We start from the raw sequence: 24,872 nt of genomic DNA on the forward strand, positions 1-24,872 counted from the left end.
TTTCAGGGGCGTTCTGGCGCGGAAAAGCCCAGCTCTTTGGCGAAGCGCAACGCCATTTTCACCGAAAATCATGTTGGCCGCGCCAGGTTTCGCGCAGCGGAATTGCGGCTATGGCCAGTCCAGATTGAAGCGCGCGACGATCTGCTCTACATGCTCATTGTCCAGTGCCGCAAAATCATGGCCCCTTAGCATCAGCGCCAGTTTTGCGGTTTCTTCAAGCTCTTCAATGGCATAAGTGGCCGCCCATACATCTTTTCCGGCCACGACCGGCCCATGATTGGCAAGCAAAACCGCAGAATGCTTGCCGGCAAGCCCGCGCAAAGCCGCCCCCATTGCAGGGTCGCCCGGCACAAAGAACGGCAGTAGCCTGACCTTGCCCAACCGCATGATCGCATAGGGTGTAAGCCTGGGCAGGGCATCATCCGGGTCGGTGGATTTGAGCATTGAAAGCGCAACCGAATGGGTTGAATGCAAATGCACGACTGCGCCGGTTTGCTGGCGGGTTTCGTAAAAAGCGGCGTGAAGCGGAATTTCCTTGGTTGGCGCATCACCTGACACATGGTTCATGTCCGCATCCAGATGGCTCAGCCGGGCCGGGTCGAGAAAGCCCATTGAACTGCCCGTCGGGGTCATCAGCAGCGAACCATCGCTCAGCCGCAGCGAGATATTGCCCGATGCGCCACAGGTCAGCCCGCGCGCGAACAGCGATTTGGCGATGCGGCAGATATCTTCGCGCGCGCGCGCAGCTTCGCTCATCCTGTTTGTTCCATGCGGTGCAGGGCCATCTGGAAAAAGTCCCGAGCGCCAAAGTTACCCGATTTCAGCGCCAGCGCCATGCCGCCATTTGTGCGCAGCAGCGGCACGCCCGCGGCGAGTTTCGGGCCAATATCCAGCGCATCTATGCCAAGCCCCGCCACGACAGCCCCCGAGGTTTCGCCCCCTGCAACAACAAACCGGCGCGTGCCCTGCCTGTGCAAATGTGCTGCAAGGGTGGCAAAGAAGGTTTCAATGGCCGTGGCGGCCCGGTCGCGGCCATGTTCTTGCTGCGCGGCGGCAACAATTTCAGGGTCGGCCGAGGAATAGACCAGCGGGGCAAGCGACTGCGCGCGCACCCATTCCGCAACCGCTTCCGGTTTCACCTGCGCCTTCAGCACCGCGTTGACATCAATTTCACAAGATGGCGCGAGCGCCTTGTAGGCCGCAACCTGCGCGCGCGTCGCCCGGCTGCACGAGCCTGAAAGCACAACACCCGGCCCGCGCACCGCGCGCCAGTCTGGGGGTGCAGGTTTTGCGCCGTAATTGGCCGGAAGCCCCAGCGCAATGCCGGAGCCGCCGCAAAGCAGCGGGCTGTGCCTGGCCGCGGCACCTATGGCCAGCAAGTCACCATCGGCAATCGCATCCAGAATGACATGGCCAGTCATTCCAGCCAGCGCCGCGGTTATTGCCGCCGCCCCGTCTTGCACGGTTTGCACCGGGATATGGCCGATTTTGGCCCTGGTTTGCGCCGCCAGAATGCGCCGCAAATCCGGGTCGGTCATAGGGGTCAGCGGGTGGTTCTGCATTCCGCTTTCATTCAGCAAGCGGTCATGCACAAACAGATGGCCCATATAGACCGCGCGGCCATTTTCGGGGAAGGCCGGGCAGACCAGCGATTGTGTCACCCCCAATTCTGCGGCCAGCGCATCCAGCACGGGGCCGATATTGCCCTTTGGCGTGCTGTCAAAGGTCGAACAGACCTTGAAGATGATCTGCCCCGCCCCCTGCGCGCGCAACCATCGACAGGCCGCAAGCGACTGGGCCACCGCCTCTTTGGCGGGGCAGGTGCGGGTTTTCAGCGCCACAACGCCCGCATCAAGCGAAGGGTCGCTCGCGCTGCTTTGCGGGCCGATAAACTGCGCCACACGAAAGCCCGCCTCGGCCAATGTCAGGGCAATATCGGATGCACCGGTAAAATCATCTGCAATAACGCCCAGTTTCACATCAGAACCTTTTGCACCGGGCCGGGGTCCAGCCGGGAAATATGCGCCGCTTTGTCTTGGGCAAAATAGCGGCGCACAAGCGGGTCATGCCCCGGAATGATGAGATCGGGTTTTGAGGCAAGTTTTTTGAGCGTTTCAAACCCGGCAAGCATGTTTTCAAGGTCGACGACAATCGGGAAGGGTTTGGCCGCCCACAGGTTTTCGTAAAAATGCGCCGCATCCGAGGCCAGCACCATCCAGCCCGCCCTTGTGCGCACGCGCACCGCCTGCAAGCCGCGCGAATGCCCGCCAATGCAATGCACGGTTACGCCCTCGGCAATCTCGGCATCGCCATCGTAAAACACAACCTTGCCGGCAAAGAGCCTGCGCACGGCTTCGCAGATATGGCTGGCCGAGTAGGGCATTTTCAGCGTGTCGTGGCACATGCAGGGGCCAGTGGCAAAGGCCATTTCGGCGGCCTGCATATGCAGCGTTGCATTCTCAAATAAGTGCAGCCCGCCCGCATGGTCATAATGCAGATGGGTGACGATGAGCCTGGTAATATCCGATGGCTTTAGCCCAAGTGGTGCGAGTGCTGCGCCGGGGTCAATGCGGATGGGGCGGTCGCGCGCAGTTGCCTCGGCTGCATCATAGCCGGTATCCACCAAGATCACCTCATCGCCGCGACGCAGCAGCCAAATGAAGTAATCCATCGCATGTGGCGCGTCATGATTGTCGTCGAATATGAAGCTGTCGCGCCGGGTGCGGGCGTTCCGGTCGGCATATTTCAGGGCGAAAACCTCCCAGTCGCTCATTGCAAAACCTGCCGGTAGGTGGCCACATCCTTGCTCAGGATCATCGCAGACACGGCCGCATCAAACGCCTTGAAATGCGCCGAGGCGAGATGGTCATCAAAGGCGGCGCGGCTGGTGTAGACCTCGTAAAGAAACACCTCGTAGGGCCGCGCCTCATCGCAGCAGATATCAAACTGCTGGCAGCCGGGCTCGTCGGCCAGCGATTGTGCGGCGTTTTGCTGCATCAGCGGCATGAACTCGCCCGTCATGCCGGGGTGAAGTGTGAATTTGACGGTAACAACAAACATCTCGGCTTCCTAGAACATGCGCACAAGCGTCATGGAAATTGCGGGAATATAGGTGACAAGCGCAAGCGCCAGTATAGCCGCCCCGTAAAGCGATGCCATAGACCGCGCAATGCTCAGCACGCCAACCCCCGATATGCGGCTGGCCACATAAAGCGTTGCGCCAACCGGCGGTGTGAACAGGCCGATGGCAACATTGCAGGTCATCACCACACCCAGATGCACGGGATCAACGCCAAAGCTTTGCGCTGTCGGCAGGAATAGCGGCGCCGTCAGCAAAATGGCGGGAACCGGGTCCAGCACAAGGCCAAGCACCAGCATGACAACATTGACCAGCAGCAAAAACACCCAGGGCGAGGAGGAGAGTTCCTGCACCGCGCCGACCAGAATCGAGGGCATCTGCTCCAGCGTAATCAGCCAGCCCAGCACACTGGTGGCACCGATAACCGCCATCACAATGGCCGAGGTCACAAACGCGTCGATCATCAGCGACGGCAGGTCGCGCAAATGAAAGTCACGATAGACGAACATCGTGACAAACAACCCGTAGACAACGGCAAGCGCGGCGGCTTCGGTTGGCGTTACAAAGCCCGAGAATATGCCGCCCAGAATAAGAACGGGCATGAACAGGGCCGGGGCGGTGGCCAAGAACGAGCGGCCAAGCGTTGGCCAATGGGTTTTCTGCCCGCCGGCGTCGCAGCCGCTGGATTTGCCGACGCGGTAGCACACGATCATGAATAAAAGCCCGAACAGAATGCCCGGCACCGTGCCCGCCAAGAACAGGTCTTTTACGGAAACGCCCGCAACAAACCCGTAAATGAGCAGCGGAATCGAGGGCGGGATGATAATGCCGATCGTGCCGGCCGCAGCCACAAGACCGGCGGCAAAGGCGGGTTTATAGCCTTGTTTGGCCATATTCTTGATCATGACCGAGCCGATTGCCGCGCTATCGGCAATGGCCGAGCCGGAAATGCCGCCGAATATCATGGAAGCACCCACAACCACCATGCCAAGCCCGCCGGGCATGAAGCCCAGCAATGCGCGCGAAAAGGTGATGATGCGCGCGCCAACGCCGCCCCGGCTCATCAACTCGCCCGCAACAATGAACAGCGGGATGGCGATGAAGTGGTTCGGTTCAACCCCGCCAATGAAGTTGAGGTAAAGCGCCTGAAGCGGATAGCCAAGGTCGAACACCAGAATTGGCAGAACCGCCGAAAGCAGAATGGCCCAGACCAGCGGCACGCCCAGAAAGACCGTTGCCAGAAAAACGAAAACAACAAACAGCAAAATCATGATGTGGCCTTTGGCGTTTGCGTGGGTTGGGCTGGGCCGGTGCCGCGCAATCCAAGCCATGAGTTGAACAGATGAAAGATGAGGGTGATGAACATGCCAACGGGCATCGAGGCATAGAGCAGCCCGACCGGCCAATAAAGAACCGTGGTTTTCTGCCGCCAGGTATGTTCGCTGATGCCGATGCCGCGATCAATGAGCGATACAAGCAGAATGACGATGGCAAGATTGATGAGCATTTCAAGCCAGTGCAAGGCGCGCGGCGCAAACATTGCCTGGGTGATTTCGGTCACCCGCATATGCGCGCCGCGCGCCATTGCCGCCGCACAGCCCAAAAAGGTTGTCCAGAGCAGCAGAAACGCCGTTGCCTCAAGCGACCAGGCCAGATCGAACCCGGCAAAGCCGCGAAGCGTGGCATTTGCAAAAACGAGGATGAGAATGGACAGGCCACCAAGGGCCAGAAGCGCATCGATGCAGCGCGAAAGCACGCGCAAGGGCAAAGGGTAGTAGGGGCGGAAATCCATCATGCGTGCCTGTATGAGACTTCGATCAGGGGGCGCAATGCCTGCGCCCCCGGCTTTGGATGTCGTTGGTTTATTCGACGGGCATCGCTTCACGAATTGCGGCGGCCGCGGCCAGCACTTCGTCTACCTGATCGCCATAAACACCGCGCGCCTGGTCATAGACGCTTGCGACAGCATCGCGGAACGGGCCAATCTCGGGGGTGATGATGGTGGCGCCGTTTGCGGCAAGCTGCTCAAGCTGCGCGGCTTCGGAATTGCGCACCAGATCGCGGCTGAAGGCCGAAGATTCGGCGGCAGCCCGCAGCACTGCGGCCTGATCAGCTTCCGAAAAGCTCTGCCATGTCGCTTCGGCAATGGTCAGCGGCAGGGGCGAATAGACATGGCGCGTCAGCGTCACATTCGGCGCCACCTCGGCAAATTTCAGCGAAACGATGGTATCAACCGGGTTTTCCTGCCCGTCGACCGTGCCTTGCTGAATGGCCAGATACACATCGGTGACTGGCATGACCACGGTCTGAAACCCGATGGCTTCCATCGTCCAGCGGATCATGTCATTCGGGAAAACGCGCATCTTGCGGCCCGAGGCATCGGCCGGAGAATTGAGCGGAAAGGTTGTCGTAAAGCTGCGGAACCCGGCCTCCCATGTGGCCAGAACGCGGAAGCCAACCTCGGGCAGTTTGGCGAATTCGCCCTGCAACCAGTCTGAATTGTCATAAAATTCCCAACCCTGCTCGTAGCTGTCCACCAGAAACGGCATGGCTGTCAGGTTGAGCGAGGGCAGATGCGTGGCATAAGAGCCCGTGGCCGATACGGTGAAATCCACACCGCCAAGCTGCAATTGCTCTATGGCCTTTGGGTCATTGCCAAGCTGGCCGGCCGGGAAGATGCGCACCTCATAGCGCCCTTCGGTATATTCTGAAACGAGATCGGCGAAAACCTGCGCGGCCTGATCACGCGAGCCGCCAGGGTTGTCGGTATGGCTGAATTTCAGAATGGTCTGTGCCTGCATTGCACCGGCAGCAAGGCTGATTGCCGCAACCGCTGCGCCCATGCGGGCGAATTTTACGAGTCTTGTGGTCATTGTCCCCTCCCAGAGAGCATGAATGTATATTGCATTTATTTACGTATGCGTTAAAGAATGCGTTGTCAACTTTCGATTCATGCAATCGGAAATTCCTGTAAAAAATGATCAAAGGACCGGCCCGTATATGAAGCAGAAATTTGAAATTGCGGTGTTCCAGGGTGACGGGATCGGCCCTGAAATCATGGGCCCAACGCTCGATATCCTGCAAAAACTGGCGCAAAAGTCCGAAGGCTATGGGCTGCATTTTCATGATGCGCCCGCGGGTGCCGCGCATTACCGCGAAACAGGCGAATCACTTCCGGCGGGCTCGCTGGAAATTGCCAGAAAGGCCGATGCGATCTTGCTGTCGGCTATGGGTTTGCCCGATGTGCGCTATGCCGATGGCACCGAAATTTCGCCCCAGATCGACCTGCGCAAAATTCTGGTGCTGTTTGCGGGCGTGCGCCCGGTGACCGTGCGCAAGGATCAGCGCAGCCCGCTGAACATGCCCGCCGGCAAGGAGATAGATTTCGTGTTGCTGCGCGAAAGCACCGAAGGGCTGTTTCATACCCAGGGCCGGGGCGAGGTCAGCGCCACCGAAGCGCGTGAAACGCTGCTGATCACCCGCGACATTTCGGAAAAACTGTTCCGCTTTGCCTTTGCGCTGGCAAGAACCCGCAAGGAAAACGGGCGCGGGCGCGGGCGTGTTACCTGTGTTGACAAGGCCAATGTCTTCCGGGCCTTTGCGTTTTTCAGGCAGATTTTTGATGAAGAAGCCAAAAAACATCCGGACCTGAGCGCCGATCACGCCTATGTTGATGCCACCGCGCTTTGGATGGTGCAAAAACCGTGGGAGTTTGATGTGCTGGTCACCGAAAACATGTTTGGCGATATCTTGTCAGATTTGGGGGCCGGGCTTATGGGCGGGCTTGGGCTTGCCCCTTCGGCCGATATCGGGCTTGAACACGCGCTGTTTCAGCCCTGCCACGGTTCGGCCCCCGATATTGCCGGGCAGGGCGTTGCCAACCCGCTGGCGATGATTCTGTCCGCCGCGATGATGCTGGATTGGCTTGGCATCAAGCATGACAACCGGGCATTGGTTGACGATGGCGCGCGGCTGCGCATCGCCGTTGAAACCGTTGTTGCCGAGCAGCGCGCCCTGACCCGCGATCTGGGGGGCACGGCGGGCACGATTGCCGCCGCCGCCGCCGTGCAGGAGGCGTTGAGCCTGTGACATTGGCCCAAGACCCCTTGCGCGTCGCCTGCCTTGGCGCGGGCTATTTCAGCCAGTTCCACTATGAAAGCTGGGCGCGCATGGCGCGGGCGCAGCTTGTTGCAGCCTGTAACCGCGACATTGGCAAACTGGCTGAAAAGGGCGTGCCGGCCTATAGCGACCTTGGCGAAATGCTGCGCCGTCATCAGCCCGATTTGCTGGACATCATCCTGCCGCCCGTTGCCCATGCCACGGCTATTCGCACGGCAATCGCACAGGGCATAAGGGCAATCATCTGCCAAAAACCCTTTTGCACATCTTTGGCCGAGGCACAGAGCATTGCCGACGAGGCCGCTGCGGCGGGTGTGACAATTGTCGTGCATGAAAACTTTCGCTTTCAGCCCTGGTATCGGCATATCAGGCGCGCGCTGGATGACGGGCTGATCGGCAGCGTGCAACAGCTGACCTTCCGGCTGCGCCCCGGCGATGGGCAGGGGCCGCGCGCCTATCTAGACAGGCAGCCGTATTTTCAGCGTATGGAGCGGTTTTTGGTGCATGAAACGGCGGTGCATTGGGTGGATACCTTCCGTTACCTTCTGGGTGAGCCGCTTTCGGTTTATGCCGATTTGCGCCGCCTGAACCCTGCCATCGCGGGCGAAGATGCTGGCTATATCCTGTTTGAACACGAAAATGGTGCGCGCGCGCTGTTTGACGGCAACCGCCATCTTGACCATGCGGCCGACAATCTGCGCTGCACAATGGGCGAGGCTTTGGTTGAGGGCGATGAAGGCACGCTTGGCCTATGCGGTGACGGGTCGGTGTTTCACCGCGCATTCGGCAGCACCAGCACGGCCATGTTGTTGCCCGCCAGCACATGGCAGGGGTTTGGCGGTGACTGCGTTCACGCCTTGCAAAGCCATGTTGTAAAGGCTCTACTCGATGGAACGGCGCTTGAAAACACCGCGCAAGACTATCTGTCGGTTATGCGCATCGAAGACGCGATCTACAGATCGGCGCGCGAGGGCCGCAAGCTGAAGCTGGAGAGCATGTGAGCGATAAGCCATTGTCCAACACCCAAAAAGCCGTGCAGGCAATTCGCTCGCTCATCTTTTCGGGCGAGCTTGCGGCCGGCTCCAACCATTTGGAAGTTGAGCTGGCGGAACGGTTTGGCATGTCGCGCACACCCGTGCGCGAAGCGGCGCTTATTCTTGAAGGGCAGGGGCTGTTAGAATTGCGCCAACGCAAGGGTGTGCGCATTCTGCCGGTTTCTGTTGCCGATATGGGCGAAATCTATGATGTGCTGACCGAGCTTGAAAGCCTTGCTGCGGAACAGGCCGCCAAGCAGGGCTATTCCGCCAAAGACCTTGCGGCGTTAGAGGCGGCGATCAACGATATGGATGCCGCCATTGATGCGGGCGATCTGCATGGCTGGGCGGATGCCGATGACCGTTTCCATGCCGAACTGGTGCGGCTGGGGCGCAATTCACGGGTTTCAGCCATTGTTGCCATGATGTCGGACCAGGTGCGCCGCGTGCGCCTTATGACCCTGTTCATGCGCCCGGTGCCGCAGAAATCCAACAAGGACCACCGCAATGTGCTGGAAGCCATCGCCAATGGCGATTTTGAAGCGGCGCGCAGCATTCACAAAACCCACCGCCAGCAGGCCAAGCAAATGCTGATCGGGCTTTTGCAAAAGATGAACCTCAACCAGGTTTAGCGGCGTTTATTGGCGCATGATATCGCCCTTTTGCCTTGCGTCTGCCAGCAAACCGGCCCCAGACTGGGCCCGCACACTCCCAGGCCCGTTCAATACCAGGCATCCGGGGTTGCGGCTTTTTTTCTGGCAACAAATTCATGCAACGCCGTGCTGATGGCTTGGTCAATCGCGGGGGGTTCATAGGCGGCCAAAGTGGATTTCCAGCGCGTATTCGCGCGGCTTGCCGCATCGATCCCGCCCTGTTCATCCCATGTTTCCCAAGGCTGGTTATCGTCCAGCGCGCTGTCGTAATAGGCGGTTTTGTAATGGCGCAGCGTATGGGCCGTGCCGAACAAATGCGCGCCCGGCCCCTTTTCGGCCAGCGCCTCGAAACCAAGCGTATCGTCGCTGACCTCGACACCACGCAAATAGCTGTGCAAGGCGCCGCACAGGTCGGTGTCGAGCATGAATTTTTCGTAGGACATCGACAGCAACCCATCGAGAAACCCCGCCGAATGCAGCACGTAATTGGCCCCGCTCTGCACGGCTGACATCATCGACATCATGCTTTGCTGCATGGCCTGCGCATCGGGTAGCTTCGAGGTGCTGAAATTGCCCGCGCAGCGCAGCGGCATGTTCAGCCGGCGCGCCAACTGCCCCATGACAAGCGAGCCAAGCGCCGGTTCCGGCGTGCCAAAAGTGGGTGAGCCCGAGCGCAGCGACATGGAGGACAGGAACGAGGCCAGAATCGCCGGTGCGCCGGGCCGCACAAGTTGTGTGAGCGCGCATGATACCATGCTTTCGGCCAGACATTGCGCAACCGACCCGGCGATTGTCAGCGGCGAAACCGCGCCCCCCAACAGGAACGGCAGATGGATAGAGCCTTGCCCCGCAGCCGCATAGGCGCGAATGCCCCTTGTGGTGACTCCGTCCAGCACCAAGGGCGAGGTGGTGTTGAAATTCCCCATGATCACGCAGTTTTCGGCCACAAAATCAGCGCCAAACAGAATGCGGCACATTTCGATACTGTCTTCGGCCCGCTCCGGCGCGGTGATCGAGCCCAGAAAGGCGCGGTCGGAATAGAGGATATGCGACAGCACCATATCCAGGTGCCGCTTGTTGACCGGCACATCGGTCGGCTCGCAAATCGTGCCGCCGGAATGGTGCAGCCACGGGCTTGACTGGCCCAGTTTGATGAAGTTGCGAAAATCCTCGATCGTGCCATAGCGGCGGCCCCTGTCCAGATCCATCACAAAGGGCGAACCGTAGGAGGGCGCGAAAACCACCGCATCGCCGCCAATTTCAACCGAACGCGCCGGGTTGCGGGCATATTGGGTAAAGCGGGCAGGGGCGGTGCGCAAGATTTCGCGGATCATCCCCGGTGCAAACCTGATATTCCAGCTTTCGCCGGTCAGCGCCGTCACCTCGCCGCCGGCGGCGCGGAACAGTTGCACGGTTTCAGGGTCATCCCGAAACTCGATGCCGATCTCGGCTAAAATCCGGTCTGCCCCCGCCTCGATGCGGACAAGGCTTTCTTCGCTGGCCAGGTCATAGGTGGGAATGCCGCGCGTAATAAAAGGCACTTCCAGATGCGGGTTTTGCCCCGGCACACCGCTGCGCGCCTCGGTTCCACCGCGCCCGCGCCTGCGCGACCTTCCGCTTTCGCTAACCGCTTCAGCCATGCAACAGCCTTTCGATTTGGGTGAACCAACACAATTGTCATCTCAATTGACACACCTGTCAATAGATTGCATAACCAGCGGATGAACCAGATCGATATGACCGACCCGCGCACCACCGAGGCTGCCTGGCTGAAAGCGGCCTATGATGTGCTGACCGAAAGCGGGGTCGAGGCGGTGAAGATCATGCCGCTGGCCAAGCGGCTGGGGCTGACGCGCAGCGGATTTTACTGGCATTTCAAAGACCGCGACGCGCTGCTTGAAGCGATGATCGGCCATTGGGAAGCCAAGAATACCGGCATACTTGTGGCGCGCTGCAACGCCTATGCCGACAGTATTTGCGAAGCGGTGTTCAACCTGTTCGATTGCTGGCTGGATGATGCGCTGTTTGACTCGCGGCTAGATCTGGCCATTCGCAACTGGGCGCGCAACGATCCGGCATTGCAGGCCCGGCTTGCGCAATCTGACGCGCGGCGCAAAGCGGCGATCGTGGGGATGTTTCTGCGGCATGGTTATGGTGAAAGCGCCGCAGACGTGCGCGCCTTGACGATGATTTACACGCAGATCGGCTATTTTTCGATGCAGGTCAGCGAAAGCCGCGCGCAGCGCCTTGCCCGGATGCCCGATTATGTCGAGGTGTTTACGGGCCAAACACCTACAAGGGCCGATATTCAACGCTTCATGGCCCGTCACCTTGACCGTGCGGGAATGAACAGGCCATAAGCTGTTCAGGATTCAAGCGTGCGACGGGCGGCGTTGGGCCGTTTTCGGGCGCGTCAGGATGGGCCAGTAAAGCACCGCAAATCCTGCAAATGCCGCAATCCACGCCCCGGCTGCCACATGCAAAAGCCAGGCCTGTTCGGGCAGGCCACCGGCGGCAAACCGTGCCAGAACCGACACGATCAGCGCAAGGTAAAGCACGGTGACAGGTCTTGAGGCATGGAGCGGTTTGCCAGCATGTCCAAGGCTGGCGCGGGTCATGACAGCCAATGTCATCAAGCCAATTCCCCCGGCCATCCAGACATGTTCCGCCGCGGCCGCCATGCCGGGCAGAAGGGCGCCCATAGAGATGGACAAGAAGCCAAGCGGAATGAAGGCATAGCCTGCATGAAGCACCCAGACCAGCGCCTCGGCCCCGGTATGGTAGCCTGCCCAGCGTGACATCCGCCAGAAATGCGCAAGGGCGGCCAGCGCGCCAAAAACAGCGGTCAGGTTTGCGGCGGGCCAGATGATCCAGACGAGCAGGGAAACAAGTGTCAGCGCCAGAACGGCCCGGTCGGCCCGGTTGAAAGGCACCGGCAATACCGGGCTGCGGCGCTGGGCCAGCCAGTTGCGCGTGAAGCTCGGCACGATGCGCCCGCCGATCAGGGCGATCAGAAACACCGCCGCGCCAAGCCCGATGCGCAAGCCAATGCCACCCGCAGCAAAACCGCCCCCGGCGGCATCCAGATGGTAAAGCGCATTGGCCAGCGCCATGCCTAGCACCAGCAGCAGAACCACCAGGTTACGCCAGTTTCTACCAGCAATGATTTCGCGCCCCAGCACAAGGGCCAGCACAAGCAGAAAGCCAGTGTCGACCGCCATGACTGCCCACCAGGGCACAAGCGCGGATATGGCCACAGCCACCCGCCCGGCAACCCACAGCCCCACCAGCCCGGCCAGCGGCCAGCCGACAATCGGCAAACGCCCTGTCCAGTTTGGCACGGCGGTCAGCAGAAACCCGGCCAGCACGGCACCCAGATAGCCGAACAGAAATTCATGCGCGTGCCAGGAAACCGAATCAAAGGCGGTTGGCAGAACATTTGCTCCCGCCAGCATGAAAACCCAGATCACCATTGCCAGCGCCGCCCAGATTGCACCCAGCAGAAAGAACGGGCGGAACCCGAAGCTGAGAATCGTCGGGCCAGTCCAGGCGCGGATTTTTTCGGCAGACGTGGTCATCGGGTGTCCTTTTGGAATTGCGCGAAAGGGCGCGGGGTGAGCCGACCTTCCTGTGTTGGCGGTGCAAAACATTTGGTGCCCGGCCATGTAACCCCAACAGGGCCACACACTTGAGCAGGGGCCGATAGGCCAGTCTAGATGCAAATTCGTGGCGGCGACTTGATGCAAATCAACCGACCCTGCGCCTTGTGCGCATCGGCCCGAGGCAGGTGCCGGGTTTGAAAATGGAAAGGCCGCGCCTTTTTGCAGGCGCGGCCTGTTTGCAAGCCTGCCTATCCGATAATCCGGTTGAAGCTTTCCGAGGGGCGCATGACGGTGGTGGTTTTCGCCGGGTTGGTGTTGTAATAGCCGCCCAGATCGGCGGGTTTGCCCCTTGCGGCTGCAAATTCAGCGGTAATTTTGGCCTCATTCTTGGCAAGCGCCTGGGCGATGGGCGCGAAATGCGCGGCTATTTCCGCATCGTCCGCCTGTGTGGCCAGCGCCTGTGCCCAGTAAAGCGCAAAGTAGAAATGGCTGTCGCGGTTATCGGGCTGGCCCAGCTTGCGGCCCGGCGATTTGCCATTGTCCAGAATGCCCCTGGTGGCGGCATCCACCGCGCGGCCAAGCACACCGGCCTTGGCATTGCCCTTGGCATCGGCCAGGAATTGCAGGCTTTCGCCCAGCGCGCAGAACTCGCCCAGCGAATCCCAGCGCAAATGGTTTTCGGCCACCAATTGTTCGACATGCTTGGGGGCCGAGCCGCCCGCGCCGGTTTCAAACAGCCCGCCGCCCTGCATCAGCTTGACGATGGAAAGCATCTTGGCCGAGGTGCCAAGCTCCAGAATCGGGAACAGGTCGGTAAGGTAGTCGCGCAACACATTGCCGGTAATCGCGATCTGGTTTTCGCCTTTGCGAATGGTTTCAAGCGCCAGCCGTGTGGCTTTTTGCGGGGCGAGAATCTGGAACCGGTCTTCCACGCCTTCGGCTTCCAGTATCGGCTTCACATATTTGATCAACTCGGCATCATGCGCGCGGGTTTCATCGAGCCAGAACACCGCCTGACAGCCTTCGGCCTTCTGGCGGGCAATGGCCAGGCGCACCCAGTCTTCGATCGGGGCTTTGCGGGTGGCGGCGGCGCGCCAGATATCGCCCGCTTCAACCTTGTGGCTATGGGCAATATCGCCATTGGCCAGCACCATCTGAACCGTGCCAGCGGCGGTCATTTCAAAGGTCGTGGGGTGGCTTCCGTATTCTTCGGCCTTTTGCGCCATCAGCCCGATATTCTGCACCGTGCCCGCCGTGGCCGGGTCAAGCGCGCCGGTTTCCTTGAAATAGGCCACGCTTTCGGCATAAACCGAGGCATAAGAGCTGTCGGGCACAATGCAGGCGGCATCGGCCGCCTTGCCATCCGGCCCCCAACCCTTGCCGCCCGCACGGATAAGCGCGGGCAGCGAGGCGTCGATGATCACATCCGATGGCACATGCAGGTTGGTCACGCCCTTGTCGGAATCGACCATGTAAAGCGGGGGCTGATCGGCCAGAGTGGCGGCAATATCGGCCTGAATTCCGGCGGCATCCTCCATTGTGGCAACGCGTTCATACAGCGTGGCTAGGCCCGAATTCGGGTTCACACCGGCCGCTGCCAGCTTGGCGCCCCATTTTTCAAATACCGGGGCCAGGAAGGTTTTGACGGCATGGCCAAAGATGATCGGGTCGGAAACCTTCATCATCGTGGCTTTGAGATGGATGGAGAACAGCACGCCCTTGTCTTTGGCGGCCGCAATTTCGCGCGCCAGAAACGCATCCAGCGCCCTGGCCGACATGAAGGTTGCGTCAACCACGCTTCCGGCGGGGTAGTTCACCTTGCGTTTCAGCACGGTCACGGCCCCATTGCCGTCAATATGCTCGATCCGGGCATCGCCCGCCTGCGCTGCTGAAATGGTGATCGAGGTTTCATTCGAGCGGAAATCATCCGCCCCCATCGTGGCGACATATGTTTTGCTGTCCGACGTCCATGTGCCCATCGAATGCGGGTTGGCCTGGGCATAGCTTTTCACGGCCCTGGCGGCGCGGCGGTCGGAATTGCCTTCGCGCAATACCGGGTTTACGGCAGAGCCGCGCACCGCATCATAGCGCGCCCGGATGCTGCGCTGATCGTCATTTGCCGGCGTTTCGGGATAGTCGGGCAGGGCGTAGCCCTGGGCCTGCAACTCGGCAATCGCCTCTTGCAACTGCGGGGTGCTGGCCGAAATATTCGGCAGTTTGATGACATTGGCTTCGGGCGTTTTCACCCAGTCACCAAGGGCTGCAAGATCGTCGCTTTGGCGCTGGGTCTCGCTCAGATATTCGGGAAATGCCGAAATGATGCGCCCGGCCAGCGAAATATCCATCGTGCCAACCGATACACCCGCCGCCTTGGCAAAGGCGCTGATCACCGGCAAAAGCGAGGCCGAAGCCAGTTGCGGTGCCTCGTCGACCTTGGTGTAAACGATATCGGGGAAAGTAGCGTTGGCCATGTTGTTTTGCCTGTCATTATGTGGGTTTCGCGCAGAGTTTAGCCGCTTCACCCAAGGTAATACAACGCCAAACGGCGGCGCTTGCGCCCTGTCGCCGATCTTGTGCAGTTGCCCCCGTGCGGCAAACCGCGCTATGACCTTTTTATCGGCCAAATTGTGCAATGGATCATATGCAAAACCCCGTTTCCGCCCCTGACGATACGGCACTGGAGGCCACGATTGCAGGCGTGCTGCAAAAAGAGGCGGCGGCGATTGCAGGCTTTGGCGCACGGCCCGCGGGCTGCGCGCACGCCGTGCGCGAAATCGCCGCCGCGCCCGGCCCGCTGATCGTGGCGGGCATCGGCAAATCGGGGCATGTGGCCGGCAAGCTCGCCTCGACCTTTCGTTCGCTTGGCCGTATGGCGATGTATCTGCATCCGTCCGAGGCCAGCCACGGCGATCTGTCGCTTGTGCAGCGCGGCAGCCCGGTGCTGGTGGTATCGCATTCCGGTGAAACCTCGGAGTTGAGCGACCTTTTGGTGTTCTGCCGCCAAAATCAGGTCGACATCATCAGCATCACCGCCAGCGCCACAAGCACTTTGGCGCGCGCCAGCCGCGTGGCCATTTGCTATGGTGCAATCGAGGAGGCCTGTCCGAATGGGCTGGCCCCGACAACGTCAACCACGCTGGCATTGGCCATTGGCGATGCGCTGGCCGTGGGGGTCAGCGTGGTCATGGGGGCATTGCCGGAGGATTTTCGCCGCTACCACCCCGGCGGGCGGCTTGGCGCGCGGCTGCTGACCGTGGCCGATCTGATGCGCAGCGGCGATGCGTTGCCGCTTGTCGCACCATTGGCACGGATGAGCGATGTTGTCGTTGAAATGTCGGCCAAATCGCTTGGGCTTGCCATTCTGGCCGATGAAAACCGCGTGCTGGGCGTGATTACCGATGGCGATTTGCGCCGCAATGCCGATCGGTTATGGGAGGTGGCACCGCTACAGATTGCCTCGCCAAACCCTGTGCAGATTGCCCCCGATGCTTTGGCGGCCGATGCCGCCCTGCTGATGACGGCGCGCGGGGTTTCGGTATGTCTGGTCATGGCCGATGACGCGCTGCTTGGCGTGCTGCATATGCATGATTGCCTGCGCGCCGGGGTGGGCGCGTGAAGCGGGCGGTCATCATTCCGGCGCGCTACCAGTCTGTGCGCTTTCCGGGCAAACCGCTTACGCCCTTGCGCGGGCAAAGCGGTGCGGCCAAGCCGCTGGTGCAGCGCACATGGGACTGCGCGCGCCAGTTTTGCGATGCGCACGAGATATTCGTGGCCACCGATGATTTGCGCATCGCTAAGGCTGTGCGCGGCTTTGGCGGGCAGGCGCTGATGACGCCTGCTTCCTGCAGCAACGGCACCGAGCGTTGCGCGGCGGCGGTTGAGCAATTGCCGCATCTGCCCGAGATCATCATCAACCTGCAGGGCGATGCGCCGCTGACCCCGCATTGGTTTCTGGCCGATCTGGAAGCCGCGATGCAGGCCAACCCCGCCGCGCAAATGGCCACGCCCGTGCTGCGCTGCGATGCGCAAACCTACGGGCTGTTGCGCGCTGACCGTGTTGCAGGCCGGGTGGGCGGCACCACGGCGGTGTTTGGCGCCGACGGGCAGGCGCTGTATTTTTCAAAAGAAGTGCTGCCCTTTTTGCCCGATGGCCCCTTGCCTGTGCCGTGTCCGGTGTTCCACCATGTCGGCGTTTACGCCTACCGCCCCGATGCTTTGGCCGCCTATGCGCGCTGGCCGCTTGGCAGGCTCGAATCGCTGGAAGGCCTGGAGCAATTGCGCTTTTTGGAAAACGGCGTTGCGGTGCATTGTGTTGAAGTGAATGCCAGGGGCCGTTTGTTTTGGGAGCTGAACAACCCGTCCGACGTGGCCCGCATTGAAAGTGTCTTGCCATGAACGCGCCAGAACCCCGCCATGTTACAGTCGGCCGGCACATTATCGGCAATGATCTGCCCTTTGTGCTGATCGCCGGGCCTTGCCAGATTGAAAGCCGCGACCATGCGCTGAAAATGGCTGAAATCATCGCAGAACTTGCCGCGCGCCACGGTCGCGGGTTCGTTTTCAAATCGAGCTTTGACAAGGCCAACCGCTCCAGCCACGCCACAGCGCGCGGCATTGGCATGAGCCAGGGGCTGGAAATTCTGGCCGAGGTGAAGGCGCAGTTTGGCTGCCCGGTAGTCACCGATGTGCATGTGCCCGCGCAATGCGCGCCGGTGGCCGACATCGTCGATATGCTGCAAATTCCGGCCTTTCTGTGCCGCCAGACCGACCTGCTGCTTGCTGCGGGGCATACGGGCGCTGCGGTGAATGTCAAGAAAGGCCAGTTTCTGGCCCCGCAGGACATGGCCCATGTCGCCGCCAAAATCGCCAGCACCGGGAATGAGCGGATTTTGCTGTGCGAGCGTGGCACGAGCTTTGGTTACAACGCGCTTGTATCCGATTTTCGCAGCCTGCCGATCATGGCTGAAACCGGCTATCCTGTGGTGTTTGATGCCACGCATTCGGTGCAACTGCCCGGCGGGCAGGGGGCCAGCAGCGGTGGCGAGCGCCGTTTCGTGGCCCCGCTGGCGCGCGCGGCCGTGGCGGTTGGCTGCGCGGCGCTGTTTGTCGAGGTGCATGACGCGCCCGATGCCGCACCCTCTGACGGGCCGAACATGCTTGCGCCCGCCGCGCTCGACGCACTTCTAGAGGATCTGGCGCGGATCAGCCCGGCCTAGCGCATTCCAGCCTGGCCTTTTGCCCCGGCGCCATCGGGCCGGTCCCATGTCACGCCGGTGATTGTGGCCTTGCTGACAAGCGTGCCGATATAGGCCTGTGCCGCGCGGCCCCAGGCGGCCATTTCATGCGCGGCCAGCAGATCGGCGCGCGCCTCCTCATAGGGGCGCACATCGCCTTCTTTGGCATGAAGCGCCTGAAGCGCGGCCTCATCGGCAGGCTCTGGCGTGATTTCCGCCTCGATCACCGCGCGCACCAGCGCCTCGTCCTCGGTTTCACGCAAACCGTCCTCGTTCAACTCGGGCGTGGGGTTGAGCCCAAGCGCCATGCCGCGCTGCAACAGCACCGAGCGGATGGCCAATGCGCGGGCCGCCGCCTGCCATGCCCAGCCGGGTTTGCCCGGCGGGGCGGCGTGGTTCTGGGCTTCTGCGGCAATGAGCGTGCGGTCAATCACATGCCCGTTGACCGAGACTTCGGGAAAGAAGGGGCGGGCCATCAGCGCATCCCCCGTTTGCGTGTGCGCACGATCTGAAAGCCGGGGCGGATGACATAGCGCAGCGGGGCCGACAGCATGTGAACAAGCCGTGTGAAGGGGAAGACCAGAAAGATTGTCAGCCCCAGCACCAGATGCAGCTGGAAGAGCCAGTGGATGCCGATGATATTGTCTGCCGCATTCGGCTGAAAGGTGAAAATCGCTTGCGCCCAGGTCATCAGTCGCACCATTTCACCGCCATCCAGATGCTGAAGCGATACGAATATCGTGCCCAGACCCAGCACCAGCTGTGTCAGGAGCAGCACCAGAATGGCAATATCGGCGAAGTTGGACGTAGCGCGGATGCGCGGGTCCATCAGGCGGCGGTGCAACAGCAAAATGCCACCGACAAGGGCTGCAACACCGGCCACCCCGCCCACGATAACCGCCAGTAGCTGTTTGGCCGTGTGCGATATGCCCAGCATATCCCAGATGACAATCGGTGAAAGCAGGCCGACGAGATGGCCGAAGAAGATCGTCAGCACACCAATATGGAACAAAACGGAACCCAGGATGAGCTGCTTGCGCCGCAAAAGCTGGCTCGATTTGCTTTTCCAGGTGAACGGGTCACGCTCATACCGCGCGATAGACCCGATCGCCAGCACGGCCAGCGCGATATAGGGGTATATGCCGAAAAGAAAATTATGCATTGCCGGCTCCTGTCAATTGGCTGCGGGCCGCAGCGGGGGGTGTGTCCATATTGGCCAGCATGTCGCGCACTTGCGGGCAGCCGGCATTGGGGTCGGGGCCGAATGTGACCTCGGCCTCTTCCCAAACGGCGTCGAGCGCCTCCAGATCATTCGGGTCGTCATCGGGTTCGGCCACCAGTTCGGGCGAAGTCGCCTCCTCCAGGGCCACACCGGCAATGGACAGCAGCGCCGCGAACACCCCGGCATAGGGGCTGGAACGCCGTGTCAGGCGGGTGTGCAGCGCGCCCAGAATATGGCTGGCATCCACCAGCAATTCACGCACCTCGCCCACCGGACGGGTTGAGAGATATTCCAGCAGCACCGGCAGATGGTCGGGCAGTTCGCTGGTTTCCAGATCGAAGCCGCCGCTGCGATAGGTTTCTAGCAAATCCACCATTGCGCTGCCACGCTCGCGGCTTTCGCCGTGCAGATGCTCGAACAGGTTCAGCGACAGCGTGCGCGAGCGGTCGAACATCTCGACATAGCTTTCCTGCAAATCCCAGATATCGGCATCGGCATAGCGCGCCATCAGCGGGGCAAGCGCATCCAGCGCCGCCCCGTTAAGCTGGCCATCGGCTTCAAGTGCTGTGCCCAGCGCCTCGATCTCGTTCTGGATTTCCGTGCTGGGATAGGCCAGCAGCAGCGACAGGCATTTGAGCGATTTCTGCATCAGCGCGCCTCCTCGGGGAATGTGAATGTCTTCTTGCCCTTGCCGCCGAACAGCGAGCCTTGCGAAATGCCGGTCGAGCAGCCATTGCCATCGGTGAAGCCGCAGCCGCTGCGAATATCCATGGCGTCTTCGGCCATTTCGCGGTGGGCGGTGGGGATGACGAAACGGTCTTCATAATCGGCGAGCGCCAGAATTTTATACATATCCTCGATCAGGGCAGGGCTAAGGCCAACCTTTTCGGCCAGGGCTTCGTTGATCATCCCGTCGATTGTTTTGGCGCGCATATAGCCACGCATGGCCAGCATCCGCTCCAGTGCCACGCGGATCGGCTCCTCGTCACCTGCTGTCAGCATATTGGCAAGGTAGCGCAGCGGAATGCGCAGGCTTGCAACATCCGGCATATCGCCGTCCATGCCGATCTGCCCCGCTTCTGCGCGGTTCTGGATGGGCGAGAGCGGCGGCACATACCAGACCATTGGCAGGGTGCGATATTCGGGGTGCAGCGGGAAGGCGATTTTCCAATCCATCGCCATTTTGTAAACCGGGCTAATTTGCGCGGCCTTCACCCAATCTTGCGGAATGCCCTGTTTCAGCGCCTCGGCAATGACCTTGGGGTCATTCGGGTCGAGAAACACATCAAGCTGCGCCTGATACAGGTCTTTCTCATCGACCACGGCGGCGGCTTGCGCAATTTTATCGGCGTCATACAGCATGACACCCAAATAGCGGATGCGCCCGACGCAGGTTTCTGAACACACGGTCGGCTGGCCGCTTTCGATGCGCGGATAGCAGAAGGTGCATTTCTCCGATTTGCCGCTTTCCCAGTTGTAGTAGATTTTCTTGTAGGGGCAGCCGGAAACGCACATGCGCCAGCCACGGCATTTTTCCTGGTCGATCAGAACAATCCCGTCCTCCTCGCGCTTGTAAATCGCGCCAGACGGGCAGGAGGCCACGCAAGACGGGTTGAGGCAATGTTCGCACAGGCGCGGCAGATACATCATGAACGAGTTTTCATACTCGCCATAAATTTCCTTCTGGATGCCTTCAAAGTTGTAGTCTTCCCCGCGCTTGGAAAACTCGCCGCCCATGATTTCTTCCCAGTTCGGGCCCTTGTTGATTTTCTCCATCCGCTGCCCGGTAATTTTGGAACGCGGGCGCGCGGTGGGGAAGGTGTTCATTTCGGGGGCCGATTTCAGGTGGTCATAGTCAAAGTCGAACGGCTCGTAATAGTCATCAATCTCCGGCAAATCGGGGTTGCCGAAGATTTTCGCCAGAATGCGCCATTTGCCCCCCTGTTTGGGGATCAGCTTGCCAGAGCGCGTGCGCTGCCAGCCGCCATTCCATTTGTTCTGGTTTTCCCAATCGGTCGGGTAGCCGGTGCCGGGCTTGGTTTCGACATTGTTGAACCATGCGTATTCAACCCCGTCGCGGCTGGTCCAGACGTTTTTACAAGTGACAGAACAGGTGTGGCAGCCGATGCATTTATCAAGGTTCAGCACCATGCCGATTTGTGCGCGGATTTTCATGCCTGTTCCTCCAATGATGCGGGCGATTTGGTGGCGGCCGGTGTGTCCATCCAATCCACCTTGTTCATTTTGCGCACGATGACGAATTCGTCGCGGTTCGAGCCGACCGTGCCGTAATAGTTGAACCCGTAAGATTGCTGGGCGTAGCCGCCAATCATATGGGTGGGTTTCAATGTGGCGCGGGTGACCGAGTTGTGGATACCGCCGCGCAGCCCGGTTTTCTGGCTGCCCGGTGTGTTCACAATCTTTTCCTGGGCATGATACATGAAGACCGTGCCATCCATGATGCGCTGGGAAACAACCGCGCGGGCTGTCAGCGCGCCATTGGCGTTATAGGCTTCAATCCAGTCATTATCGGCAATGCCGACCGACTTGGCATCATTCTCCGAAATCCACACAACTGGCCCGCCACGGTTGAGCGTGAGCATCAGCAAATTGTCGGTATAGGTGGAATGGATGCCCCATTTCTGGTGCGGCGTGATGAAGTTCAGCACCAGATGCGGCTCATCCCCATCGGTTTGCACAGCGGCGGTGATGGTTTTGAGGTCGACCGGCGGGCGCCATGTGACAAACCCCTCACCAAAGGCGCGCATCCATTTATGATCCTGGTAAAGCTGCTGGCGGCCGGTCAGCGTGCGCCAGGGTATAAGCTCATGCACATTGGTATAGCCGGCATTATAGCAGACATGCTCAGATTCAATTCCCGACCATGTGGGCGATGAGATGATCTTGCGCGGCTGTGCGGCAATATCGCGAAAGCGGATCTTCTCGTCTTCCTTGGGGCGGGCCAGATGCGTGTGTTCGCGGCCCGTAAACTTCTCCAGCGCCTCCCAGGCCTTTACGGCCACTTCGCCGTTGGTTTCGGGCGCCAGCATCAGGATGACTTCGGTTGCGTCGATATCGGTGTCGATTTTCGCACAGCCCTTGCCAGCCCCGTCGGCCCATTCACCGTTGAGGTCGCGCAGGTGCTGCACCTCCACCTCGGTGTTCCAGCCGATGCCCTTGCCGCCATTGCCGAGCTTGTCGAGCAGCGGGCCAAGCGCGGTGAAACGGTCATAGATCGCGCCATAATCCCGCTCGACCGCAATGAAATTGGGCGCGGTCTTGCCGGGGATCAGGTCACATTCGCCCTTTTTCCAATCCAGCACATCGGGCTGGGCCAACTCGCTTGCCGTGTCATGCAGCAGGGGCAGGGCGACGATGTCGGTCTCCTTGCCCAGGATTTCGGGTGCGACCTCTTGCACCTTTTTGGCGATGGCCTTGAAAATCTCCCAATCCGACTTGGACTCGTAAGCCGGGTCCACCGCGGCCTGAAGCGGGTGGATGAACGGGTGCATGTCCGATGTGTTGAGGTCGTTCTTTTCATACCAACTGGCGGTGGGCAGAACGATGTCGGAATAAACGCAGGTGGTCGACATCCGAAAGTCGATGGTCACGAGCAGGTCGAGTTTTCCCTTGGGTGCTTCTGTGTGCCACTTCACTTCCTTGGGCTTTTTGATCCCAAGTTCCTCAAGGTCGCCGCCGATCACACCGTTATCGGTGCCCAGAAGGTGCTTGAGGAAATATTCGTGCCCCTTGCCCGACGAGCCGAGCAGGTTCGAGCGCCACACAAACAGGTTGCGCGGCCAGTTTTCCGGCGCATCCGGGTCTTCGCAGCTCATCTCCAATTCGCCCGATTTCAGCTGTTCGGCCACATATGCCGCTGGCTCTTTGCCGGCGGCCTTGGCGGCTTTGGCAACCTCAAGCGGGTTGGTTTTGAGTTGCGGCGCGCTGGGCAGCCAGCCCATGCGTTCGGCCTGAATGTTGTAATCGATGAGCGCGCCATCCCAATCGCCCTTGGGTGCGGTCGGCGCGATAATGTCGTCAATGCTGAGCGATTCATAGCGCCACTGGTCGGTATGCGCATACCATGCCGAGGTGGAGTTCATGTGCCGCGGCGGGCGCTGCCAGTCGAGCGCGAAGGCCAGTGGCTGCCAGCCGGTTTGCGGGCGCAGCTTTTCCTGGCCGACATAGTGGCTCCAGCCGCCGCCCGACTGGCCGATACAACCGCACATCACCAGCATGTTGATCACACCGCGATAGTTCATATCCATGTGATACCAGTGGTTCATGGCCGCCCCGATTATGACCATAGACTTGCCATTGGTCTTTTCGGCATTGCGGGCAAATTCGCGCGCCACGGTAATGGTTTTATCGGCTGCAACGCCGGTAATTTTCTCGGCCCAGGCGGGGGTGCCGGGCATATCGGCGTTGAAATCGGTTGTGACCCAGTCGCCGCCCAAACCACGGTCCAGCCCGTAATTGGCGCAAAGCAGGTCGAACACCGTGGCGACCTTGGTTTTGCCGCCCGCAAGGTCAAGCGTTTTTACGGGGATGTTGCGGGTCAGCACATCGGGGTGGGTGGTTTTGTGGAAATGCGCATGGGCCTTGCCGCCAAAATTGGGGAAGTCAACGCCGACAACCGCGTCATGGTCTTCATCCAGCACCAGCGACAGTTTCAGGCGCGTATCAGCATCGGCTGCGCGTTCCTCAAGGTTCCACGACCCTTTTTCGCCCCAGCGGAACCCGATGGACCCATTGGGCGCAACCATGTCGCCGGAAACCTCGTCAAGCGCGACGGTTTTCCAATCGGGGTTGTTGGCCTCGCCCAGCTTGTCGGAAAAGTCATCGGCGCGTAAAAAGCGGCCGGGGATGAGCTTGCCGTCTTTTTCTTCCAGCTTCACCAGCATCGGCATGTCGGAATATTTGCGGCAGTAATCCTCGAAATATTCGGCCTGACGGTCGAGATGGTATTCGCGCAGAATGACATGGCCCATCGCAATGGCCAGCGCCGCATCGGTGCCCTGTTTGGGGTTCAGCCAGATATCGCCAAACTTGGCGGCCTCGGAATAATCGGGGCAGATGACCGCCGATTTGGTGCCGCGATAGCGTGCTTCGGTATAAAAATGCGCATCCGGCGTGCGGGTCTGCGGCACGTTGGAGCCCCAAAGCAGTAAAAAGCCCGCATTATACCAATCGGCCGATTCCGGCACGTCGGTCTGCTCGCCCCATGTCATCGGGCTGGCAGGGGGCAGGTCGCAATACCAGTCGTAAAACGACATGCAGACCCCGCCCATCAGCGACAGGTAGCGGCTGCCGGCAGCGTAAGAGACCATCGACATGGCAGGAATGGGTGAAAAGCCGAAAATCCGGTCCGGCCCGTAGGTTTTGACGGTATAGGCATTGGCGGCGGCGATGATCTCGGTCGATTCATCCCATGTGGCGCGCACAAACCCGCCCTTGCCGCGGGTTTTTACATAGCTTGCGCGCAAGATCGGGTCTTCCTGCAATGCCTTCCAGGCGGCGGTTGCGGGCATGTCCTTGCGCATCCGGCGCCATGCTTTCAGCAGATGGCCGCGGATCAGCGGGGTTTTGACGCGGTTGGCGGAATAGAGATACCACGAATAGCTGGCCCCACGGGCGCAGCCGCGCGGTTCGTGGTTGGGCAGGCCGGGGCGCGTGCGCGGATAGTCTGTCTGCTGGGTTTCCCATGTCACAATGCCGGATTTGACGTAGATTTTCCAGCTGCACGAGCCGGTGCAGTTCACCCCGTGGGTCGAGCGGACGATCTTGTCATGCTGCCAGCGTTTGCGATAGGTGTCTTCCCAGTCGCGGTTTTCAATCGTGGTCTGGCCATGACCATCGGCAAAAGTGTCAACGCGCTTGGGCGTCAGGAAGTTCAGGCGGTCCAGCAGATGGCTCATGATATGGTCTC

At 60.3% G+C, this 24,872-nt stretch carries 22 protein-coding genes; 7 read left to right on the plus strand and 15 right to left on the minus strand.

Going from position 1 to position 24,872, the window contains the following annotated elements; genetic code table 11:
- Positions 1 to 108: 108 nt before the first annotated feature.
- From otnC to LGT41_RS10955, 7 genes are all read right to left on the minus strand, one after another.
- Positions 109 to 756, minus strand: a complete 648-nt coding sequence (gene otnC, locus LGT41_RS10925) for a 3-oxo-tetronate 4-phosphate decarboxylase (protein ID WP_274126916.1) — start codon at positions 754 to 756, stop codon at positions 109 to 111.
- Complete coding sequence (gene otnK / locus LGT41_RS10930; protein WP_274126917.1) at positions 753 to 1,979, minus strand: 3-oxo-tetronate kinase; 1,227 nt, start codon at positions 1,977 to 1,979, stop codon at positions 753 to 755. The genes otnC and otnK overlap by 4 nt, the downstream gene beginning before the upstream one ends.
- Positions 1,976 to 2,773, minus strand: coding sequence for an N-acyl homoserine lactonase family protein (locus tag LGT41_RS10935; RefSeq protein ID WP_274126918.1), 798 nt, complete (start codon positions 2,771 to 2,773; stop codon positions 1,976 to 1,978). The genes otnK and LGT41_RS10935 overlap by 4 nt, the downstream gene beginning before the upstream one ends.
- Positions 2,770 to 3,060, minus strand: a complete 291-nt coding sequence (locus LGT41_RS10940; protein ID WP_274126919.1) for a putative quinol monooxygenase — start codon at positions 3,058 to 3,060, stop codon at positions 2,770 to 2,772. The genes LGT41_RS10935 and LGT41_RS10940 overlap by 4 nt, the downstream gene beginning before the upstream one ends.
- A gap of 9 nt (positions 3,061 to 3,069) precedes the next feature.
- On the minus strand, positions 3,070 to 4,350 hold the full coding sequence (locus tag LGT41_RS10945) for a TRAP transporter large permease (RefSeq protein WP_274126920.1): 1,281 nt from the start codon (positions 4,348 to 4,350) through the stop codon (positions 3,070 to 3,072).
- Positions 4,347 to 4,874 carry a TRAP transporter small permease gene (locus LGT41_RS10950; protein WP_274126921.1) on the minus strand — a complete coding sequence of 176 codons (528 nt, stop codon included), beginning with the start codon at positions 4,872 to 4,874 and terminating at the stop codon, positions 4,347 to 4,349. The genes LGT41_RS10945 and LGT41_RS10950 overlap by 4 nt, the downstream gene beginning before the upstream one ends.
- Before the next feature lie 67 nt (positions 4,875 to 4,941).
- Positions 4,942 to 5,952: a TRAP transporter substrate-binding protein gene (locus LGT41_RS10955; protein ID WP_274126922.1), complete on the minus strand. Its 1,011-nt coding sequence runs from the start codon at positions 5,950 to 5,952 to the stop codon at positions 4,942 to 4,944.
- A gap of 127 nt (positions 5,953 to 6,079) precedes the next feature.
- Here LGT41_RS10955 and LGT41_RS10960 point away from each other — a divergent pair, with 127 nt between their 5' ends.
- The 3 genes from LGT41_RS10960 to LGT41_RS10970 are packed head-to-tail and all read left to right on the plus strand — an operon-like array spanning position 6,080 to position 8,864.
- On the plus strand, positions 6,080 to 7,168 hold the full coding sequence (locus tag LGT41_RS10960; RefSeq protein ID WP_274126923.1) for an isocitrate/isopropylmalate dehydrogenase family protein: 1,089 nt from the start codon (positions 6,080 to 6,082) through the stop codon (positions 7,166 to 7,168).
- A complete protein-coding gene (locus tag LGT41_RS10965) occupies positions 7,165 to 8,199 on the plus strand; it encodes a Gfo/Idh/MocA family protein (protein ID WP_274126924.1) in 1,035 nt (344 codons plus the stop codon). Before LGT41_RS10960 ends, LGT41_RS10965 begins: the two co-directional genes overlap by 4 nt.
- Complete coding sequence (locus LGT41_RS10970) at positions 8,196 to 8,864, plus strand: GntR family transcriptional regulator (RefSeq protein WP_274126925.1); 669 nt, start codon at positions 8,196 to 8,198, stop codon at positions 8,862 to 8,864. The genes LGT41_RS10965 and LGT41_RS10970 overlap by 4 nt, the downstream gene beginning before the upstream one ends.
- A gap of 89 nt (positions 8,865 to 8,953) precedes the next feature.
- On the opposite strand, the gene LGT41_RS10975 is transcribed toward LGT41_RS10970, so the two are convergent.
- Positions 8,954 to 10,525: a trimethylamine methyltransferase family protein gene (locus LGT41_RS10975; RefSeq protein WP_274126926.1), complete on the minus strand. Its 1,572-nt coding sequence runs from the start codon at positions 10,523 to 10,525 to the stop codon at positions 8,954 to 8,956.
- A gap of 81 nt (positions 10,526 to 10,606) precedes the next feature.
- Between LGT41_RS10975 and LGT41_RS10980 the strand changes: the two genes are divergently transcribed.
- Complete coding sequence (locus tag LGT41_RS10980) at positions 10,607 to 11,245, plus strand: TetR/AcrR family transcriptional regulator (protein WP_274126927.1); 639 nt, start codon at positions 10,607 to 10,609, stop codon at positions 11,243 to 11,245.
- Between the two features lie 12 nt (positions 11,246 to 11,257).
- Here the strand turns inward: LGT41_RS10980 and LGT41_RS10985 are convergent, their stop codons facing one another.
- Together LGT41_RS10985 and LGT41_RS10990 are read right to left on the minus strand one after the other, a co-directional pair.
- Entirely contained in the window at positions 11,258 to 12,463 is a 1,206-nt protein-coding gene (locus LGT41_RS10985) for an NnrS family protein (protein ID WP_274126928.1), read from the minus strand.
- 272 nt (positions 12,464 to 12,735) lie between these two features.
- A complete protein-coding gene (locus LGT41_RS10990; protein ID WP_274126929.1) occupies positions 12,736 to 14,958 on the minus strand; it encodes an NADP-dependent isocitrate dehydrogenase in 2,223 nt (740 codons plus the stop codon).
- 170 nt (positions 14,959 to 15,128) lie between these two features.
- On the opposite strand from LGT41_RS10990, the gene LGT41_RS10995 reads away from it, so the two are divergent.
- From LGT41_RS10995 to kdsA, 3 genes are read left to right on the plus strand one after another with little or no spacing between them, the layout of a single operon-like run.
- Positions 15,129 to 16,103 (plus strand): KpsF/GutQ family sugar-phosphate isomerase, encoded by a 975-nt coding sequence (locus LGT41_RS10995; protein ID WP_274126930.1) that lies wholly within the window; start codon positions 15,129 to 15,131, stop codon positions 16,101 to 16,103.
- Positions 16,100 to 16,882, plus strand: coding sequence for a 3-deoxy-manno-octulosonate cytidylyltransferase (locus LGT41_RS11000; RefSeq protein WP_274126931.1), 783 nt, complete (start codon positions 16,100 to 16,102; stop codon positions 16,880 to 16,882). The genes LGT41_RS10995 and LGT41_RS11000 overlap by 4 nt, the downstream gene beginning before the upstream one ends.
- Positions 16,879 to 17,703 carry a 3-deoxy-8-phosphooctulonate synthase gene (gene kdsA / locus LGT41_RS11005; RefSeq protein ID WP_274126932.1) on the plus strand — a complete coding sequence of 275 codons (825 nt, stop codon included), beginning with the start codon at positions 16,879 to 16,881 and terminating at the stop codon, positions 17,701 to 17,703. The genes LGT41_RS11000 and kdsA overlap by 4 nt, the downstream gene beginning before the upstream one ends.
- On the opposite strand, the gene LGT41_RS11010 is transcribed toward kdsA, so the two are convergent.
- The 5 genes from LGT41_RS11010 to LGT41_RS11030 are packed head-to-tail and all read right to left on the minus strand — an operon-like array spanning position 17,700 to position 24,861.
- Complete coding sequence (locus LGT41_RS11010) at positions 17,700 to 18,197, minus strand: hypothetical protein (protein ID WP_274126934.1); 498 nt, start codon at positions 18,195 to 18,197, stop codon at positions 17,700 to 17,702. The two genes, kdsA and LGT41_RS11010, sit on opposite strands and share 4 nt — an antisense overlap.
- Positions 18,197 to 18,883, minus strand: coding sequence for a respiratory nitrate reductase subunit gamma (gene narI, locus LGT41_RS11015; RefSeq protein WP_274126935.1), 687 nt, complete (start codon positions 18,881 to 18,883; stop codon positions 18,197 to 18,199). The genes LGT41_RS11010 and narI overlap by 1 nt, the downstream gene beginning before the upstream one ends.
- Positions 18,876 to 19,592, minus strand: a complete 717-nt coding sequence (narJ, locus tag LGT41_RS11020) for a nitrate reductase molybdenum cofactor assembly chaperone (protein ID WP_274126936.1) — start codon at positions 19,590 to 19,592, stop codon at positions 18,876 to 18,878. Before narJ ends, narI begins: the two co-directional genes overlap by 8 nt.
- Positions 19,592 to 21,118 carry a nitrate reductase subunit beta gene (gene narH, locus LGT41_RS11025; RefSeq protein ID WP_274126937.1) on the minus strand — a complete coding sequence of 509 codons (1,527 nt, stop codon included), beginning with the start codon at positions 21,116 to 21,118 and terminating at the stop codon, positions 19,592 to 19,594. Before narH ends, narJ begins: the two co-directional genes overlap by 1 nt.
- Positions 21,115 to 24,861, minus strand: coding sequence for a nitrate reductase subunit alpha (locus LGT41_RS11030; RefSeq protein ID WP_274126938.1), 3,747 nt, complete (start codon positions 24,859 to 24,861; stop codon positions 21,115 to 21,117). Before LGT41_RS11030 ends, narH begins: the two co-directional genes overlap by 4 nt.
- Between the last annotated feature and the right edge of the window lie 11 nt (positions 24,862 to 24,872).

It is taken from the genome of Abyssibius alkaniclasticus (assembly GCF_020447305.1).
Classification (GTDB): Bacteria; Pseudomonadota; Alphaproteobacteria; order Rhodobacterales; family Rhodobacteraceae; genus Abyssibius; species Abyssibius alkaniclasticus.

Bases quoted from the DNA above. Each gene is read 5' to 3' on its own strand.
- LGT41_RS11010 (WP_274126934.1), bottom strand. From the start codon at position 18,197: ATGGCCCGCCCCTTCTTTCCCGAAGTCTCGGTCAACGGGCATGTGATT.
- LGT41_RS10995 (WP_274126930.1), top strand. From the start codon at position 15,129: ATGCAAAACCCCGTTTCCGCCCCTGACGATACGGCACTGGAGGCCACG.
- LGT41_RS10985 (WP_274126928.1), bottom strand. From the start codon at position 12,463: ATGACCACGTCTGCCGAAAAAATCCGCGCCTGGACTGGCCCGACGATT.
- LGT41_RS10975 (WP_274126926.1), bottom strand. From the start codon at position 10,525: ATGGCTGAAGCGGTTAGCGAAAGCGGAAGGTCGCGCAGGCGCGGGCGC.
- LGT41_RS10980 (WP_274126927.1), top strand. From the start codon at position 10,607: ATGAACCAGATCGATATGACCGACCCGCGCACCACCGAGGCTGCCTGG.
- otnC (WP_274126916.1), bottom strand. From the start codon at position 756: ATGAGCGAAGCTGCGCGCGCGCGCGAAGATATCTGCCGCATCGCCAAA.
- narI (WP_274126935.1), bottom strand. From the start codon at position 18,883: ATGCATAATTTTCTTTTCGGCATATACCCCTATATCGCGCTGGCCGTG.
- LGT41_RS10940 (WP_274126919.1), bottom strand. From the start codon at position 3,060: ATGTTTGTTGTTACCGTCAAATTCACACTTCACCCCGGCATGACGGGC.
- narH (WP_274126937.1), bottom strand. From the start codon at position 21,118: ATGAAAATCCGCGCACAAATCGGCATGGTGCTGAACCTTGATAAATGC.
- LGT41_RS10950 (WP_274126921.1), bottom strand. From the start codon at position 4,874: ATGATGGATTTCCGCCCCTACTACCCTTTGCCCTTGCGCGTGCTTTCG.
- LGT41_RS11030 (WP_274126938.1), bottom strand. From the start codon at position 24,861: ATGAGCCATCTGCTGGACCGCCTGAACTTCCTGACGCCCAAGCGCGTT.
- kdsA (WP_274126932.1), top strand. From the start codon at position 16,879: ATGAACGCGCCAGAACCCCGCCATGTTACAGTCGGCCGGCACATTATC.
- LGT41_RS10945 (WP_274126920.1), bottom strand. From the start codon at position 4,350: ATGATTTTGCTGTTTGTTGTTTTCGTTTTTCTGGCAACGGTCTTTCTG.
- LGT41_RS10960 (WP_274126923.1), top strand. From the start codon at position 6,080: ATGAAGCAGAAATTTGAAATTGCGGTGTTCCAGGGTGACGGGATCGGC.
- LGT41_RS10935 (WP_274126918.1), bottom strand. From the start codon at position 2,773: ATGAGCGACTGGGAGGTTTTCGCCCTGAAATATGCCGACCGGAACGCC.
- LGT41_RS10990 (WP_274126929.1), bottom strand. From the start codon at position 14,958: ATGGCCAACGCTACTTTCCCCGATATCGTTTACACCAAGGTCGACGAG.
- narJ (WP_274126936.1), bottom strand. From the start codon at position 19,592: ATGCAGAAATCGCTCAAATGCCTGTCGCTGCTGCTGGCCTATCCCAGC.
- LGT41_RS10955 (WP_274126922.1), bottom strand. From the start codon at position 5,952: ATGACCACAAGACTCGTAAAATTCGCCCGCATGGGCGCAGCGGTTGCG.